The organism is Pseudomonas spelaei (assembly GCF_009724245.1).
In the GTDB taxonomy this organism is placed as follows: Bacteria; Pseudomonadota; Gammaproteobacteria; order Pseudomonadales; family Pseudomonadaceae; genus Aquipseudomonas; species Aquipseudomonas spelaei.
The window spans coordinates 1-16,756 of the sequence record NZ_WNNK01000008.1; the positions used below are offsets into that span (position 1 = coordinate 1).

A 16,756-nucleotide genomic window follows, 5' to 3' on the forward strand; every position below is an offset into this window, starting at 1 on the left:
CAAAGTGACCCGCCGTAAGGGCGGAACCCTAAGCGGCCGTTACCGCAGCAACGGATATGCCCCCCAACCCAACCGAGCCTGAACCAACGTGTCTTCTACAGATTCTTGACACTATTGAGGCTCATCAACCCCGCCAACGGAAAATCCCCCTCCAGCTCCGCCAAACTCGCAGTGCTCATCGGCTGCGGCTGACGCAAATGACCATGCTGCATAAAGCTGATCAAACTCCCCACCAGCGGCTGATGACTGACCAATAGCACCGTGTCATCAGTCTCAAGGTGACCCAACACCTCCAGTGGACTGCTCTCAGGCGTCAACCAGGCCACCGTGCGAATCTGCGGCTCAAACCCCAACGCCTCACGCACCAACTGCGCCGTCTGCTGCGCCCGCACATAAGGGCTGGCGATAATTGCCTTGATCGGCTGGCCAATCAGATGAGCCGCACTGCGCAGCACTTCTGCACGACCATGCTCGGTAAGGTTGCGCTCAGCATCCGTGCGGGCATGCCCTTCGGCTTCGCCGTGACGCAACACCCACACCTTCATAGCTTGGGTTCCTCATCACGCACCGGATGCGGCGCCGGTGGCACGCTGTGGGCGGCTTCGCCTTCCGGCGCGCGCGGGGTTGGCCAGTCGGCGAACGGCCAGGGTTTTTGCTCACTGTGGAAGCTACCAAAACGGCCGATCTGCGCGAGGAACTGGCTGAGGCTGTCACCGAAGTTCATCAGGCCAAGGTTCGGCGCACCGTAAACCAGACGGTAAATCAGTTGCACCACCACCAGAGCCCCCAGGAGAAACTGCGCCACTTGCCACACCAGGGCAAACACCAGCATCCACAGGACACGCAAAACAATGGACTCATACTTGGGTGCTGCTTTCGGATCGTTCATCAGGCGTTCCTCAGTTGAAACCACTGGTGGAAATAAAGTCGACATCGGTTTTCGGCTCGGCACGCATCAGCAACTCGATCACCTGATTCAAGGTGCGCCCTTCAAACAGGATCGCGTGCAAGCCGGCGACCAGCGGCATATAGACCCCGACTTCCTGAGCCTTGGCCTTCAGCACTTTCAGGGTGTTGACCCCTTCGGCCACTTCCCCCAGGCGCGTCACGGCGTCTTCCAGGCTCAGGCCCTGGCCCAAGGCGAAGCCGACCTGATAGTTACGGCTTTTCGGTGATGAACACGTGACGATCAGGTCTCCGACCCCGGCCAAGCCCAGGAAGGTCATTGGGTTAGCACCTTGATTGACCGCAAACCGGGTCATTTCCGCCAGCGCGCGAGTGATCAGCATGCTCTTGGTGTTCTCCCCCATGCCCAGGGCCACAGCCATGCCGGCGATGATCGCGTAAACGTTTTTCAGCGCCCCGCCCAGCTCCACACCGAAGCGGTCGGCACTGGCATAGACCCGGAAAGTACGGCCATGCAGCACTTCCTGAACCCGTTCACAGAGCGCCTCGTCCTCGCTGGCCACCACCGTGGCGGTCAAGGCATGCTCCGCCACTTCCCGCGCCAGGTTAGGCCCGGACAGCACGCCGATACGGGCCTGGGGGGCGATTTCTGCAAGGATTTCGCTCATCAGCTTGAAGGTGTGGGCCTCGATGCCCTTGGTCAGGCTGACCAGTTGCTTGCCGGCCAGACGCTCGGCGTGAGGCGCCAGCACCGAACGCAGGGCGCTGGACGGCAGGGCAACGAAGCACAGGTCGCAGGCCGTCAAGGTCGCCAACAGGTCGGTGACAGGCTCGACCGCCGGGTGAATCTTGATGCCTTTAAGGTAACGAGGGTTTTCACGATTGACCCGAATGGCCTCGGCCTGTTCGGGATCACGCATCCACTGGAGTACCCGGTGGCCGTTTTCAGCCAGCAGATTAGCCACGGCGGTACCAAAACTTCCGCCTCCCAGGACCGCAATAGGGCGCTGTTCAGTCATATGCAATCCGTTAATCCATACCAGTGGCGATGGCGGCATTATACGGGGCGACCCGCCTGCGGCCAGCCCCCGCGTAAATTCCTGCGTTTGTCGGAAAGTGGCGTGTTTGCATGAGGTAATTGCAAGGACCCCGACTGGCAAAAGCCCCCGCCTCAGTTAACATGGGCGGCTATTCGATATTATCAAGGCCGTGCCGTGTATTTGGGCCCTCCTCCTCGTTCATACCTCGTTCTGGCGCTGTTGTTCAGCGGGCCATTGCTGGCCGATGATCTGTTCCTCGACAGCCAGCCGCTGCCGCAGGTGTTGACCGCGACCCGACTCAAGCAGTCAGCCGCAGCGGTGCCCGGCAGCATGACGGTGATCGACAGCGAACTGATCAAGGCCAGCGGCGCGCGGGATATCGCTGAATTGCTGCGGCTGGTACCCGGGATGATGGTCGGTTACACCTCCGGCAACCAGGCGGCGGTCAACTACCACGGTACCAACGCCAGTGACGCGCGGCGCATGCAGGTGCTGATCGACGGCCGCTCGGTGTACCGTGCCGGCCTGGCCACCGTGGACTGGAGCGACATCCCGGTAGCCATGGAAGACATTGAGCGCATCGAGGTATTCCGGGGGCCCAACACCGTCAGCTACGGCGCCAACGCGCTGATGGCGGTGGTCAACATCCTCACCCGCTCGCCAGCCAACAGCCAAGGCACACGGATGAAGGTCACCCGGGGTGAACGGGGAATCAATGACTACTACGCCAGCCAGGGCATGGGCTGGGAAACCGGCAACCTGCGGCTGTCGGTTTCCGGGCAGCAGGATGATGGTTTTGACACTAATGAGCTCGGCGCCGACCGGCGCGACAGCCGACGTCTGAACCGCTTCAGCCTTGCAGTCAGCCAAACCCTGAACCAGCAACAGAGCATCGACTGGCAATTCAATGCCAAGGAAGGGAGCAACCAGCGCCCTTACACCTACAAGCCGGTATTCGACGGGATTACCGAAGGCGGCACCAATTCCGACGTCACCGCCAAGGACTATGCCGGCTCGCTGCGCTGGAACTTCGACTTCAGTCCCGAACACAGCCTTTATATCCAAGGCTCGGCCCAGCAGTGGGATCGCCGGCAGATCTGGAAAGCCTGCGACGCCAAGGTCTCGTTCAGCCCGGAACTGACCCAACTCTGGCAACTCAATTCAAACTACGCCGAGAAACTGGCGCGGCACATGGATAACTACACCAGCGCACCGCCGGGAAGCGCTGCCGAACAGGCCCTGGCAAACCAGGTGCTGGACCAATGGAGAAACGGTGGCGGTAAAGACAGCGTCTGCGGCAACATCGACCAAAGCACCCGGGAAAGCCGCTACGACCTGGAACTGCAAGACACCCTCAGCCTGACCGACAGCCTGCGCCTGGTCAGCGGCATGAATTACCGCTATGACCGCGCCGACTCCGACACCTACTTCAACGGCACCCTGGACGACAACACCTGGCGCCTGTTCGGCCACCTGGAATGGCGGGCCAGCGAGCACTGGCTGCTGCAGGGTGGTGCGATGTTCGAGGACACGCGACTGAGCGGCAACTCCCTGACGCCCAGGGTTGCCGTCAACTACCTGATCAACCCGCGCCACGGCCTGCGGGCGGTGTATTCCGAAGCCATCCGCTCGCCGGACATGTTCGAGAACAACGTCAACTGGAGCTACCGGGTTACCAATCTCAGCTCGCCGGCCTACGGACAGAATTCTGGCCAATACTTCGTCAAGACCCGCGGCCCGGGCAATCTCGACAAGGAGCTGATGCGCTCGCGAGAATTGGGCTACAACGGCTTTTTTGCCGACATCGGGCTGAACGTCGACGTGAAACTGTTCTATGACGAAATCACCGACATGATCAGCGAGCCACTGCGCAACAACCAGTACATCGCCAGCAACGCCAACAGCTCACGCTTTACCGGCACCGAAACCCAGCTCGACTGGCGCGTAAACGCCGCAGACCGACTGCGCCTGACCTATGCGTATGTCGATGCCAGCGCCACCAACCCTCTCGACCAACAGCAAACCGCCCGCAACAGTGGCTCCGCCGGCTGGCTGCGCGAGTGGGGTCAAGGCTGGTCCAGTGCGCTGTTCTATTATGGCGACGATGCCCTCAACCAATATCGCTTCGAACGGGTCGATATGCGGGTGGCCAAGCGCATTGCCTTGGGCAAAGCCAACCTGGAGCTGGCCGGCATGTTGCAGCAACGGCTCGATAACCAGCCCACCACCTGGGCCGACAACAACTACGACCAGCGCCACGTGCTCTACTTCAGTGCGGAGTTAGAGTTCTAGATGAGCCGCCCTTCGTCACGGATGACCCACCTCTTTACCGCCTGCGTCTGGCGACGCTGCCTGTTGCTCGCCAGCCTGCTGTTCGCCACACCGACCTGGGCGGCCGAGATTCTGCTGACCGCCGCCGAGGATGGTCCCGGCGTACAGGCTTTCGTCCAGGCCCTGGGCCAGCAACGCCCGGAAGACCGCGTCACGTTCACACCGCTCAGTGACCTTCCCGCGCCAGGTCACTTGCCGAGCGCTACTCGCCTGATCCTGCTGGACCTGAAAAGCCTCGACTGGCGCTTGCAGGACAATCAGGGCCCGCCGACCCTGGTGCTGCGCATCAGCCGCCTGCAAGCCCGCCAACATTTGGGGCATGGCGTGCCACCAAGGATCAGCCTGTTGTGGAGCGACCCGCCGCTGGAGCGTCAGCTACGCCTGATCGCCGATATCCTGCCCCAGGCGCGGCGCATCGGTGTCCTATACGGCATCGAGAGTGACTTTCTGCTCCACGAACTACGCCAGCACGCCACGTCCATGGGCCTGGAAATCGTCTCCCAACCCTGGGACAACATTAATGACAGCCGCCCGCTGCAAACCCTGTTCAAGAACAGCGATGTGCTGTTGGGACTGGACGACCCCCAGTTGTATAACCCGAAAACCGCAAAAAACCTGCTGCTGAGCAGTTACGCCAGACAGTTGCCGTTGATCGGGCCCAACGCAGGCTTCGTCAAGGCCGGCAGCCTGGCCAGCACCTACAGCGATCAAAGCGATTGGCTGGCCGTACTCGACCGCCTGCTGGATCACTCACCGTCCAGCTGGCCACGCTCGCTGTACCCGGAACACTTCAAAGTCGTAGGCAATCCACAAGTCGCACGCTCACTGGGGATCGAACAGGTGGATGAAGCCGCTGTTGCAGTCCGATTGACCGAAGGAGAAAAACGTCCATGACCTTCCGTCGCCGTTGGGACATTAGTACCCGAACCCAGATCATCACCCTGGGCCCAGCCTTGTTACTGACGCTGCTGCTGATCAGTTTCTTCACCTTCGTACGGATTCAGGACCTGCGCCAGGAACTCGACCACACCGGCCAACTGATCGCCAACCAACTGGCCCCGGCCACCGAGTACGGCGTGATCTCCGGCAACAACGACGTACTGGAAAGCCTGTTGCGGGCCACCCTGGCCACGCCCCATGTGCGCTTCCTGGAAATCCAGGACAGCACCGAAAACATTCTGGTCTACGTCGAGCAACCCTCGGAAAAACACGACCGCTCGCTGTCGGTGAAAGTGTTCCAGGCGCCGATACGCTTGCAGCATATCCAGTTGGGTAATGACTTCTTCCAGGACAGCAGCGCGCAGCCCAAGGCACCTCGGGCGGACTACCTGGGCCGGGTCATCGTCGGTATGTCAAACGATGCCTTCAGCCAGCGCCAGCAGGAAATTCTGTTCAAGGCCGGAATCCTCGCGTTGTTTGCCCTGCTCTTTACCTTTTTGCTGGCACGGCGCCTGGCCGCCAGCCTGTCGCAACCGATCAGCGCCATGGGCCATGCGGTCAAGGCCATCCAACAGGGTGACTATAAAACGCCACTACCGATCGTCGATGACTCGGAACTGGGCGACCTCTCCCGCCACATTAACAACCTCGCCGAAGGCCTCAACCAGGCCAGCCGCGAACAGCATCAGGCCATGGCCCAGTTGATCCAGACTCGCGAAGAAGCCGAGCGGGCAAACAATGCCAAGTCGGATTTCCTGGCGATGATGAGCCACGAACTGCGCACCCCGATGAACGGCGTACTGGGCATGCTGCAACTGCTGGAAACCACCGACATGACCGAGGAGCAGACCGAATATGCGGCGCTGGCCTCCGAGTCCACCGAACACCTGCTCAAAGTCATCAACGACATTCTCGACTTCTCGCGCATCGAGCGCGCGGCCCTGGAGCTTGAGCACATCCCGTTCAATCTGGTCGAGTTGATCAACAGTTGTGCCCAGGCCTTCCAGCACAGCGCCCTGCAACGTGGGCTGGTGTTGGAGTTGTCGATACCGCGAGGCATGGATTCGTTGCAGGTCCGCGGTGACCCGACGCGGATCCGGCAGATTCTGGTAAACCTGATCGGTAATGCGCTCAAGTTTACAGAACGTGGCACCGTCACCGTCGAGCCCCACTGGCAGACGCTTGACCATGAACTGTTGTGGTTCACCTGCACCGTGCGTGACAGCGGGATAGGCATCTCGGCCGAACGCCTGGAGTTGATGTTCGACGCGTTTCAACAGGCTGACAGTTCCATCTCAAGACGCTACGGCGGCACCGGCTTGGGCTTGCCCATCGCACGTACCCTGGCCGAGCGGATGGGCGGCACCTTGCGCGCCCAGAGCAAAGAAGGCCAGGGTTCGGTGTTTACTCTGGAAATCCCACTGGCGATCTACCAGCAAAGCCTGCCGGTCATCGCGCCGGATGCCCAGGGCAAAACCAGCGCAGGCGAGGGACGTAATGTCTTGCTGGTGGAAGACAACCCGGTCAACCGCACGGTAGTTGAAGCCATGCTGCGCAGCCTGGGGTTCGAAGTCAGCATCGCCACCGACGGCGCCGAGGCGATTCGCAGTGCCGAAAGCCTGATTTTTACCGCAATCCTGATGGATTGCCGGCTGCCATTGATCGACGGTTACGAAGCCACCCGGCAGATTCGCCAACTGCCCGGCTGCGCCGATCTGCCGATCATCGCCCTGACCGCCAACGCCTTGCAGGGCGACCGCGAAGCCTGTCTGGCCGCGGGAATGAACGACTACCTGGCAAAGCCGTTCAAACGTACGGATTTGCAGCAAATCCTACAACGCTGGGTTCAGTAGATGGGCACCATCGGCCAACTGCGACTGGCGTGAAAGGCGAAAGTGCGGCAGTCTTAGGCACCCGAACGGGCCTGTAAATCGGCCCGGTTTATAATTTCAGTGCACAAGTGTACATTCATGTCCTTGACGCTGTGACTTTCACTACAACGCAATAGTCTATGTGTAGGCTGCCGATGTGAGGCATGAACGCTTCAGTCGGTCGGGAAGATTTGCCCTACCCTGCCGCATGGGACTATTGAGGAGCTCGCATGACCAAACAAAACGCCTTTACTCGGGAAGATCTGCTGCGCTGCAGTCGCGGTGAGCTGTTCGGCCCAGGTAACGCGCAACTGCCCGCCCCGAACATGCTGATGGTGGATCGCATCACCCATATCAGCGAAGAGGGTGGCAAGTACGGCAAAGGTGAATTGGTCGCCGAGCTGGATATCACCCCTGACCTGTGGTTTTTCGCCTGCCATTTCGAAGGCGATCCGGTAATGCCGGGCTGCCTGGGCCTCGACGCCATGTGGCAGTTGGTCGGTTTCTACCTCGGCTGGCAAGGCTTGCCGGGGCGTGGCCGGGCCCTGGGTTCGGGCGAAGTGAAGTTCTTTGGCCAGGTCTTGCCGACCGCCAAGAAAGTCACTTACAACATTCAAATCAAGCGCGTCCTCAAGGGCAAGCTGAACCTGGCCATTGCCGATGGTTCGGTGACTGTCGACGGTCGCGAGATTTATACTGCCGAAGGCCTTCGGGTCGGCGTATTCACTTCCACTGACAACTTTTAAGGGTTATCCGCATGCGCCGCGTCGTTATCACTGGTCTGGGCATCGTTTCGTGCCTGGGCAATGACAAAGAGACCGTCTCCGCTAACCTGCGTGCAAGTCGCCCTGGCATCCGATTCAACCCGGAATATGCCGAAATGGGTCTGCGTAGCCAGGTTTCCGGCTCCATCGACCTGCCCCTCGAAGAGCTGATCGATCGCAAGATCTATCGCTTCGTCGGCCACGCAGCCGCCTACGCCTACCTGGCCATGAAGGACGCGATCGCTGATTCCGGTCTGACCGACGACCAGGTGTCCAACCCGCGTACCGGCCTGATCGCCGGCTCCGGCGGCGCGTCGACCTTGAACCAGATGGAAGCGCTGGACATCCTGCGCGAGAAAGGCGTCAAGCGCGTTGGCCCGTACCGTGTCACGCGGACCATGGGCAGCACCGTTTCCGCCTGCCTGGCCACGCCGTTCAAGATCAAGGGCGTGAACTACTCGATCTCCTCCGCTTGCGCCACCAGTGCTCACTGCATCGGTACTGCGGTCGAGCAGATCCAGTTGGGCAAGCAGGACATCGTGTTCGCGGGTGGTGGTGAAGAAGAACATTGGAGCCAATCGTTCCTGTTCGACGCCATGGGCGCCCTGTCCACTCAGTACAACGAAACCCCGGAGAAAGCCTCCCGCGCCTACGACGCCAAGCGTGACGGTTTCGTCATCGCCGGCGGTGGCGGCATGGTGGTGGTCGAGGAGCTGGAACACGCTCTGGCCCGTGGCGCGAAGATCTACGCGGAAATCGTCGGCTACGGTGCTACTTCCGACGGCTACGACATGGTTGCGCCAAGCGGCGAAGGCGCGATCCGCTGCATGCAGATGGCCATGGCCACCGTTGACGGCCCGATCGACTACCTGAACACCCACGGCACCTCGACTCCGGTCGGCGACTCCAAGGAAATGGAAGGCGTACGTGCGGTATTCGGCGACAAGGCACCGGCGATCAGCTCTACCAAGAGCCTGTCGGGTCACTCCCTGGGCGCCGCGGGCGTTCACGAAGCGATCTACTGCCTGTTGATGATGGAAGGCAACTTCATGGCAGGTTCTGCCAACATCGAGGAACTGGATCCGGAAGTGGCTGACATGCCGATCCTGACCAAGACCCGTGAAGATGCAACCATCAACACCGTGATGAGCAACAGCTTCGGCTTCGGTGGCACCAATGCCACCCTGGTGCTGAAACGCTGGCAGGGCAAGTAAGCCTCGCAAACCGAGTCGCCTGCTTCGCGAGCAAGCCCGCTCCCACACTTGACCGTGTACATGGTCGAAATGTGGGAGCGGGCTTGCTCGCGAATGGGCCAACTCGATTTCAAGCCCTACACCGAAAACCGCGCCACCATCGTATTAAGATCCACCGCCAACCGCGACAACTCCTGACTCGCCGCACTGGTCTGCGTCGCCCCCGCCGATGTCTGCTGCGCCAAATCGCGGATATTCATCAAATTACGGTCCACCTCCCTGGCCACCGCCGCCTGCTCTTCCGAAGCACTGGCGATCACCAGATTACGCTCGTTGATCAGCGTAAATGCCGAAGCAATCTCCTCCAGCGCCGTGCCGGCCGCCTTGGCCACATCCAGCGTCGAACGCGCCCGAGTATTGCTCTGTTGCATCGAACTGACCGCCTGATCTGTGCCCTGTTGGATCCCGCTGATCATCTGTTCGATTTCCTGGGTCGACTGCTGGGTGCGATGGGCCAAAGCCCGGACTTCATCCGCCACCACCGCAAAACCACGCCCGGCATCACCCGCACGCGCCGCTTCAATGGCCGCGTTCAGGGCCAGCAGGTTGGTTTGGTCGGCAATCGAGCGAATCACATCCAGCACCTTGCTGATGCCATAGACTTTTTGCGCCAAGTCCTCGACCTGCGTCGCATTGGCCGTCACATCCTCAGCCAGGGACTCGATGGATAACACGGTCTGGTGCACCTGTTCACGACCGTGCTGGGCAATGCGATCAGACTCCCGGGATGCCTGCGAGGTCGCCACTGCATTGCTCGCGACCTCTTCCACCGCCACCGTCATCTGATTGACCGCCGTGGCGGCCTGTTCGATCTCCTGGCTTTGCTGATGCAGGCCACGGGTGGCGTCTTCGGTGACGCAACTGAGCTCTTCAGACGCCGATGCCAGTTGGCTGGAGGAATCGGAAATGCGCCGGATAGTTTCCCGCAGGCTTTCCTGCATGCTTTTGAGCGCCTGCTGCAAGCGCGCCGGCTCATCCTTGCCACTGACGGTGATCTCACCCGTCAAATCGCCGCTGGCCACGCCTTGGGCCACTTTCAACGACTGGGACAGTGGCAGTACGATGCTGCGGGTTAATAGCAAGGCCAGCCCGATGGTGATCAGGGCCGTCACCGCAATCATGCCGATCACCCAGGTTCGGGAGCGGCTGAACACACTCTGGGCGAGAGTCGCCGCCTGGTTAGCATTGACCTTGTTGAGAATGACCAACTCATGGAGGGTACCGGCCATCGCATCAGCCAGTTGATTCATCTCGCCATTGACCACCTTGATGGCGTCGCCCAACTGGTTTTGTCGGGAAAATGCCATGACTTGCTCCTGACGCTGCAAGTAGTGCTGCTGCTCGGTTTTAAAGCGGTCGAACAGCACCGTCTCCTCAGGCAGGACGATCAGCCCTTCATACAGCGACTGAGCGTGATGCAACCCGTTTTTTATGTCGGTGATTTTCTGTTCATTCTGCGCCAGCGCCTGGGGATCGCGATTGAGCAACAGCCGCAAGGTCAGGGCACGGACGCGCAACAGGTCCTGATTCATCTCGCCGACCGCCATCACGCTGGGCAACCAGTTGTTTTCCACCTGATCCGACTGCTGGCGCATATTGCCCATCTGCAGCAAGGCAAAGCCTCCCAGGGCAAACACCATCAACGCCAGCAGACCAAACCCCAGACCTGCTCGGGGGGCGATATTGAGACTTCTGATACTCATGCTTCGGCTCCTTCCAAAAGCGCTGCATCACCTGCAGCGAGGCTCTTGAAAGGTATCGGCGCCTTGTCCGTTTTATGTAAGACGAAAAAGCGATATCAAAATGCCTTCTCATCGCCCGGCCCGGGGATTAGCGAACGGTAAAGTTCTTTTGGGTCAACAGACGATCACCCTGGAACACCATGAAACGCCATTCCCCCGGTACCACTTCGTGGCGTTCGGTGAACTCATAGGCCATCACGTCCTGGGGCGCGCCGGGCACCAGTTTCTGCGTCACTTCAAATTTGTCGTGACGAATACCGTCTGGAGTGCGGATGCCGGGGGTGAGGTAGAGCAACGTCAGAGGGGTGTCTTCGGCGACCTTCCCGACCAACTGATAACGCAAGCCGAACTTGGTACCCAGCTTGGCCGGAACTGCCTGGGTAGCCTGGATGTGTTCGTTGCTGCGACGCAGCACGCGCTCCCCCGATTGCAGCTCGGCGTTCGGACCATCAAACACACCGTATTCCACCGGGCCATCGATACGGACTTCGGCACTGGCCAGGCCGCTGATCATCATCAGCGCCACCAGGGCGCCTGAACGGGTGAAGTGCATAGTTCGCTCCTTGTTTGAGATGGCGGGAGCTTATGACGCCGGCGTGACAGGAGAATGACAAATTCAATAGAAGAAAATCAGGGGAACACCAACGTGCCAGCATGCTCTATAACTGCATCACTCCTGTCCTGCCACCTTGTGAGGTTCTCCATGCCTGTTACCGTCAACACGCTGAACAACGAAAACTTCCGCCACAGCGTTCATGTCAATAAACACGAGCTGTTTACCGACCTGCCCAAGAGCCTCGGTGGCGACGACTCGGCGCCCTCGCCTCACGATTACTTCGATGCAGCCCTTGCTTCGTGCAAGGCCTTGACTCTCAAGCTCTACGCGCAGAAAAAGGACATTCCGCTGACGGGCGTTACCGTTGAAGTCACCCATGACAGCAGCGAAGAGCAGAAAGGCAAATACAAGCTCAACGTCAAGCTGACCCTCAAGGGCGTGTTGACCGATGCCCAACGCGATGAGTTGCACCGTGTGGCCGACCGCTGCCCGGTACACAAGCTGATGACCACCGCTGAAGTCACTATCGAGACTCGCCTTTCGGAAGGCGCCTTCAGTCAATAGCGGCAACCTCCCATCGAGCGGGTTATGCTCCCAGGCCTAACCCGCTCAGATTGGGACGTACCATGACCACTGTGACCGTGATCCGCCCTCGCGCCGAAGATGTCGAAGGCCAACCTATCCTGCGCCCGCTGCCTTCAAGGGAATGCCGCAGCGTCGGACCGTTCGTGTTCTTCGACCATATGCTCGAAACCCGCTACGCGCCGGGTACCGGCATGAACATCCGCCAGCATCCCCATATCGGCCTGTCCACCCTGACCTACCTGTTTGAAGGCGAACTCCTGCACAAGGACAGCCTGGGCTCCGACCAACTGGTCAAGGCCGGGGACGTCAGCTGGATGACCGCAGGTGGTGCCATCGCCCACGTCGAACGCTCGCCAGAAGCGCTCAAGGCCAGTGGCTTCAACCTGCATGGGCTGCAGGTGTGGTTGGCCTCGCCCAAGGAGCAGGAACAAGGCCCCGGGCACTACAGCCATCATCCCGCTGCGAGCCTGCCGGTGAGTGACAACCTGGGGGTGAGGATTCGCCTGATCGCCGGCAGCGGCTTTTGCCTGGAGTCGCCGGTACCGGTGCTGTCACCGACGCTGTATGCCGAGATAGAGATGCAGACGGCGACGACGTTGTTGATCCCTGATGAGCATCAGGAACGCGCGGTATATGTGCTGGAAGGTGATGCGCAACTCGATGGTGAGCCGCTGGAGGTCCGTAGCCTGGCAATTCTGCCGGCAGGCCAGAGCATCGCGCTGTTTGCTGAAACCGATTGCCATGTGGTGATATTTGGCGGTGCGCCGCTGGATGGGCCGAGGCGGATCAATTGGAATTTTGTCGCCAGTGATCCGCTATTGATCGACCAGGCTCGGCGGCGTTGGGCGGCCGGGGATTGGCCGACGGTGCCGGGGGAAAGTGAGCGGATTGAGTTGCCGGGTAGCAAGGCTTAAGAAAGGTTTTGCCTGCCAGATAGCCATCGCGGGCAAGCCCGGCTCCCACAGGGGAAGGTGATCAACTGTGGGAGCCGGGCTTGCCCGCGATGGGGCCGGCCCAGGTAACCGGGTTATCAACCCTTGAACACTTCATCCAGCAAGTTATGCATCGACACAAAGGCCCGGCCAGCAGTCTTCGCGTCATACATCATCTTGCCCGGCACATTGGCATGCGGGTCGGTAAAGGAATGCACCGCGCCGCCGTAGCTGAGCAACTGCCAATCCACACCGGCTGCATTCATTTCATCCTCAAACGCCGGCAGTTGCTCTTTCGGCACCAGAGGATCGGAAGCGCCATGCAACACCAGTACTGAACCCTTGATGTTCTTCGCATCCGCCGGGTTGGGTGTATCGAGGGTTCCGTGGAACGACACGGCTGCCTTCAGTGGCGCGCCTGTACGGGCCAGCTCCAGGGAGCAGCAACCACCGAAGCAGAAGCCAAAGGTCGCCAGTTTCGACGTATCAACCGCCGCTTCGGTCTGGCTCTGCAACTGCTCAAGCGCCGCGTTCATGCGCTTGTTCAACAATGCCCGGTCATTCTTCAACGGCATCATCGCCGCGCCGGCTTCGTCGCCATTGGAGGGGCGAACACGCTGCCCGTACAAGTCGGCGATCAGCACCACGTAGCCCTTACCAGCCACGGCCTTGGCAATGTCCTCGGCACCTGCACTGACACCCATCCAGTTCGGCGCCATCAACAACCCTGGCAACGGACCTTTATGGCTGGCATCAAAGGCCAGGCGGCTTTCATAAGATTGGCCATCAATCTGATAGACCACGGAACGCACAGTGACTTGGCTCATCATTTACTCCAGTTGAGTAGCACTAGAACGAAAAAACCCGCCGAAGCGGGTTTTTCTACAACGGTGTTAAACCGACAGTTCAACCAACAACTTGTTCAGCCGACGCACATAAGCGGCCGGGTCTTTCAAGCTGTCGCCGGCAGCCAGGGCTGCCTGGTCGAAGAGGATGTGCGACAGGTCGCCAAAACGCTCTTCGCTCTGCTCGCCGTCGAGTTTCTCGATCAACGGGTGAGCCGGGTTGAATTCGAAGATCGGCTTGGAGTCCGGAACCTTCTGACCGCTGGCTTCCAGGATCTGACGCATCTGCATGCCCAGGTCCTGCTCACCGATGGCCAGGATTGCCGGGGAGTCGGTCAGACGGTGGGAAACCCGCACTTCGCTGACGGCATCGCCCAAGGCAGTCTTGATCCGCTCAACCAGGCCTTCTTTGGCCTTGGCCACTTCCTCGGCGGCTTTCTTGTCTTCTTCCGAATCCAGGTTACCCAGGTCCAGATCACCACGTGCCACGTCGACAAAGGTCTTGCCGTCGAACTCGCTGAGGTAGCTCATCAGCCACTCGTCGATGCGATCAGTGAGCAGCAGCACTTCGATGCCTTTCTTGCGGAAGACTTCCAGGTGCGGGCTGTTCTTGACCTGAGCGTAGGTTTCACCGGTGAGGTAGTAAATCTTGTCCTGACCTTCCTTGGCGCGGGCCAGGTATTCGGCCAGGGACACGACTTGCTCGCCGTCATCACCCAAGGTGGACGCAAAACGCAGCAGGCCGGCGATTTTTTCCTTGTTGGCAAAATCTTCCGCCGGACCTTCTTTCATGACCTGGCCGAAGTTCTTCCAGAAGCCCTTGTATTGCTCAGGCTCGTTCTTCGCCAGTTTTTCCAGCATGTCGAGGACGCGTTTGGTCAGCGCCGACTTCATGGAATCGATGATCGGGTCTTTCTGCAGGATTTCCCGCGACACGTTCAGCGACAGGTCGTTAGAGTCGACCACGCCTTTGATGAAACGCAGGTACAGCGGCAGGAATGATTCCGCCTGATCCATCACAAACACGCGCTGCACGTAGAGCTTCAGGCCTTTCGGCGCTTCACGCTGGTACAGATCGAACGGAGCACGGGCCGGTACGTAGAGCAGCGAGCTGTATTCCAGCTTGCCTTCGACCTTGTTGTGGCTCCAGCTCAGCGGGTTCTCGTAGTCGTGGGCGATGTGCTTGTAGAACTCCTGGTATTCCTCGTCTTTGACTTCGGTACGAGGACGCGTCCACAGGGCGCTGGCGCGGTTGACCACTTCCCATTCCTGGGCTGGCGCGTCTTCGCCTTCAGCCGCGGTTTGTTCTTTCGGCAACTCGATCGGCAGAGCGATATGGTCGGAGTACTTCTTGATGATGTTGCGCAGACGCCAGCCATCGGCGAACTCGTCTTCACCGGATTTCAGGTGCAGCACGATGCGGGTACCACGGTCAGCCTTTTCAACGGTAGCGACTTCAAACTCGCCCTCGCCTTTGGAAGACCAGTGCACACCTTCGCTCGCCGCGAGGCCGGCACGGCGGCTGAACACTTCAACCTGGTCGGCAACGATGAAGGCCGAGTAGAAGCCCACGCCGAACTGGCCGATCAGGTGCGAATCTTTCTTCTGGTCGCCCGACAGGTTTTTCATGAAATCAGCGGTGCCGGATTTGGCGATGGTCCCCAAGTGGGTGATCACATCGTCGCGGCTCATGCCGATACCGTTGTCTTCGAGGGTGACGGTTTTCGCGTCTTTGTCGTAGCTCACACGGATCTTCAGTTCCGCGCCACCTTCCAGCAACTCAGGCTTGGACAGGGCTTCGAAACGTAATTTGTCGACAGCGTCAGAGGCGTTCGAGATCAATTCGCGAAGGAAGATTTCCTTGTTGGAATACAGCGAATGGATCATGAGGTGCAGCAGTTGCTTCACCTCGGTCTGGAAGCCCAGGGTTTCCTTTTGAGTTTCCACACTCATGGTCATCAAACTCCAATTGGATGGCAGTGGCCGCGCCCTTGAGGGTTGGCGGCGGGTTGTCATCAAAGTTGGGGGCTAAGACCAGGATTTCAAGGGCGAGCATGCTCCTGGATTTTGAAATGGGCCCGAGCAGTGGCAATGGGCTCGGCCTGGGTGCTTTGCCAGGCAGTGATCGCCACGTTAGCCACGCGCCGCCCCTGGCGCCATACCTGGCATTTGGCGTAAGTGTCGCGAAACTGCCCGGCCCGCAGGTAATCCAGGGAAAAGTCGATGATTTTGGGAACCCCTGGCGCGCCCGTAAACACCAGTAAATGCAGCGCCGCCGACAATTCCATAAAGCCTGCGATCACTCCGCCGTGGATCGCCGGCAATATGGGGTTACCAATGTTGTCCTTGTTGGCAGGCATACGGAACAGCAATTCATCCCCCAGGCGAGTGCATTCGATACCGATCAGCCGGGCATAGGGAATCAGCTCAAGCAACGCCGTGTAGTCACCGCGCCTGTGGGCCTGCTCCAGGCGGCTTCTGAATTGATGCGTCATGCCTGCTCTCCCTTGATAGCGCTGCCCAGTCCTCGCGTGCCCTTGAGCCGTTTGCCCATGCGCATGAATGTGCCCACCACGTGAGCAATCGGTTGTTGCGGATCATCTTGATAGGCAAAACCACGGGTGAAGATCACGTCCGTGGTCACCCGATAGCATTGGGCAAAGCCAAACACCGGCTTGTGGGGTTCGGCGGGGTGCATGTAGTCGATGCGCAAGTCCAGGGTCGGGCAGACCTCGAACTCCGGCAACACACACAAGGTGGCCATGCCACAGGCTGTGTCCATCAACGAGGTCAAGGCGCCACCATGGATCACACCGGTCTGTGGATCACCCACAATATTTTGGTTGTACGGCAGGACCAGCGTCATGCCCTCCCCGCTGGCGTCGTGAACCTGGATTCCCAGTACCTGGCAGTGGCGCAACGCTGAGACAAAGCGCGTAGCACGCTCTAAAAGAAGGTTTTCGGTCATTCGATAGCGACTCTTATTAGTGTT

General features: G+C 59.7%; 16 protein-coding genes and 1 pseudogene. 7 read left to right on the plus strand and 10 right to left on the minus strand.

The annotated features are described in order from the left end of the window. Window positions 1-95: 95 nt before the first annotated feature. From sixA to GNF76_RS11120, 3 genes are read right to left on the minus strand one after another with little or no spacing between them, the layout of a single operon-like run. Window positions 96-545: a phosphohistidine phosphatase SixA gene (sixA, locus tag GNF76_RS11110; protein ID WP_155583215.1), complete on the minus strand. Its 450-nt coding sequence runs from the start codon at window positions 543-545 to the stop codon at window positions 96-98. Further along, the gene (locus tag GNF76_RS11115; protein WP_178123297.1) at window positions 542-892 is read right to left on the minus strand and encodes a DUF4389 domain-containing protein; all 351 of its coding nucleotides are present in this window, start codon (window positions 890-892) and stop codon (window positions 542-544) included. Before GNF76_RS11115 ends, sixA begins: the two co-directional genes overlap by 4 nt. Window positions 893-899: 7 nt before the next feature. After that, window positions 900-1,925 carry an NAD(P)H-dependent glycerol-3-phosphate dehydrogenase gene (locus GNF76_RS11120; protein ID WP_155583216.1) on the minus strand — a complete coding sequence of 342 codons (1,026 nt, stop codon included), beginning with the start codon at window positions 1,923-1,925 and terminating at the stop codon, window positions 900-902. Between the two features lie 195 nt (window positions 1,926-2,120). Between GNF76_RS11120 and GNF76_RS11125 the strand changes: the two genes are divergently transcribed. From GNF76_RS11125 to fabB, 5 genes are all read left to right on the plus strand, one after another. Further along, window positions 2,121-4,238, plus strand: a complete 2,118-nt coding sequence (locus tag GNF76_RS11125; RefSeq protein WP_178123283.1) for a TonB-dependent receptor domain-containing protein — start codon at window positions 2,121-2,123, stop codon at window positions 4,236-4,238. Beyond that, window positions 4,239-5,171 (plus strand): ABC transporter substrate-binding protein, encoded by a 933-nt coding sequence (locus tag GNF76_RS11130; RefSeq protein WP_246211897.1) that lies wholly within the window; start codon window positions 4,239-4,241, stop codon window positions 5,169-5,171. Next, on the plus strand, window positions 5,168-7,069 hold the full coding sequence (locus GNF76_RS11135; protein ID WP_155583217.1) for an ATP-binding protein: 1,902 nt from the start codon (window positions 5,168-5,170) through the stop codon (window positions 7,067-7,069). Before GNF76_RS11130 ends, GNF76_RS11135 begins: the two co-directional genes overlap by 4 nt. 248 nt (window positions 7,070-7,317) lie before the next feature. Continuing rightward, window positions 7,318-7,833 (plus strand): 3-hydroxyacyl-[acyl-carrier-protein] dehydratase FabA, encoded by a 516-nt coding sequence (gene fabA / locus GNF76_RS11140; RefSeq protein WP_003210552.1) that lies wholly within the window; start codon window positions 7,318-7,320, stop codon window positions 7,831-7,833. 11 nt (window positions 7,834-7,844) lie between these two features. Beyond that, on the plus strand, window positions 7,845-9,065 hold the full coding sequence (fabB, locus tag GNF76_RS11145; protein WP_155583218.1) for a beta-ketoacyl-ACP synthase I: 1,221 nt from the start codon (window positions 7,845-7,847) through the stop codon (window positions 9,063-9,065). Between the two features lie 116 nt (window positions 9,066-9,181). On the opposite strand, the gene GNF76_RS29930 is transcribed toward fabB, so the two are convergent. The 3 genes and pseudogenes from GNF76_RS29930 to GNF76_RS11155 all read right to left on the minus strand — a co-directional run bounded on the left by GNF76_RS29930 (window position 9,182) and on the right by GNF76_RS11155 (window position 11,399). Beyond that, window positions 9,182-10,045: a methyl-accepting chemotaxis protein gene (locus GNF76_RS29930; protein WP_425502831.1), complete on the minus strand. Its 864-nt coding sequence runs from the start codon at window positions 10,043-10,045 to the stop codon at window positions 9,182-9,184. Further along, window positions 10,037-10,807: pseudogene (locus tag GNF76_RS29935) on the minus strand (MCP four helix bundle domain-containing protein); the annotation flags it as partial. The gene GNF76_RS29930 and the pseudogene GNF76_RS29935, both read right to left, overlap by 9 nt. Before the next feature lie 127 nt (window positions 10,808-10,934). Then, the gene (locus GNF76_RS11155; protein ID WP_155583220.1) at window positions 10,935-11,399 is read right to left on the minus strand and encodes a DUF3859 domain-containing protein; all 465 of its coding nucleotides are present in this window, start codon (window positions 11,397-11,399) and stop codon (window positions 10,935-10,937) included. Between the two features lie 150 nt (window positions 11,400-11,549). Here GNF76_RS11155 and GNF76_RS11160 point away from each other — a divergent pair, with 150 nt between their 5' ends. Both GNF76_RS11160 and GNF76_RS11165 read left to right on the plus strand, forming a co-directional pair. Beyond that, the gene (locus tag GNF76_RS11160; RefSeq protein WP_155583221.1) at window positions 11,550-11,966 is read left to right on the plus strand and encodes an OsmC family protein; all 417 of its coding nucleotides are present in this window, start codon (window positions 11,550-11,552) and stop codon (window positions 11,964-11,966) included. A 62-nt stretch (window positions 11,967-12,028) separates the two neighbouring features. Continuing rightward, window positions 12,029-12,901, plus strand: coding sequence for a pirin family protein (locus GNF76_RS11165; RefSeq protein ID WP_155583222.1), 873 nt, complete (start codon window positions 12,029-12,031; stop codon window positions 12,899-12,901). A gap of 116 nt (window positions 12,902-13,017) precedes the next feature. Here GNF76_RS11165 and GNF76_RS11170 read toward each other — a convergent pair whose 3' ends face one another. The 4 genes from GNF76_RS11170 to GNF76_RS11185 all read right to left on the minus strand — a co-directional run bounded on the left by GNF76_RS11170 (window position 13,018) and on the right by GNF76_RS11185 (window position 16,732). Continuing rightward, complete coding sequence (locus GNF76_RS11170; protein WP_155583223.1) at window positions 13,018-13,746, minus strand: dienelactone hydrolase family protein; 729 nt, start codon at window positions 13,744-13,746, stop codon at window positions 13,018-13,020. A gap of 66 nt (window positions 13,747-13,812) precedes the next feature. Next, a complete protein-coding gene (htpG, locus tag GNF76_RS11175) occupies window positions 13,813-15,717 on the minus strand; it encodes a molecular chaperone HtpG (RefSeq protein WP_155583224.1) in 1,905 nt (634 codons plus the stop codon). Between the two features lie 89 nt (window positions 15,718-15,806). After that, a complete protein-coding gene (locus tag GNF76_RS11180; protein ID WP_155583225.1) occupies window positions 15,807-16,259 on the minus strand; it encodes a PaaI family thioesterase in 453 nt (150 codons plus the stop codon). Next, on the minus strand, window positions 16,256-16,732 hold the full coding sequence (locus GNF76_RS11185; RefSeq protein ID WP_155583226.1) for a PaaI family thioesterase: 477 nt from the start codon (window positions 16,730-16,732) through the stop codon (window positions 16,256-16,258). The genes GNF76_RS11180 and GNF76_RS11185 overlap by 4 nt, the downstream gene beginning before the upstream one ends. Window positions 16,733-16,756: the final 24 nt, after the last annotated feature.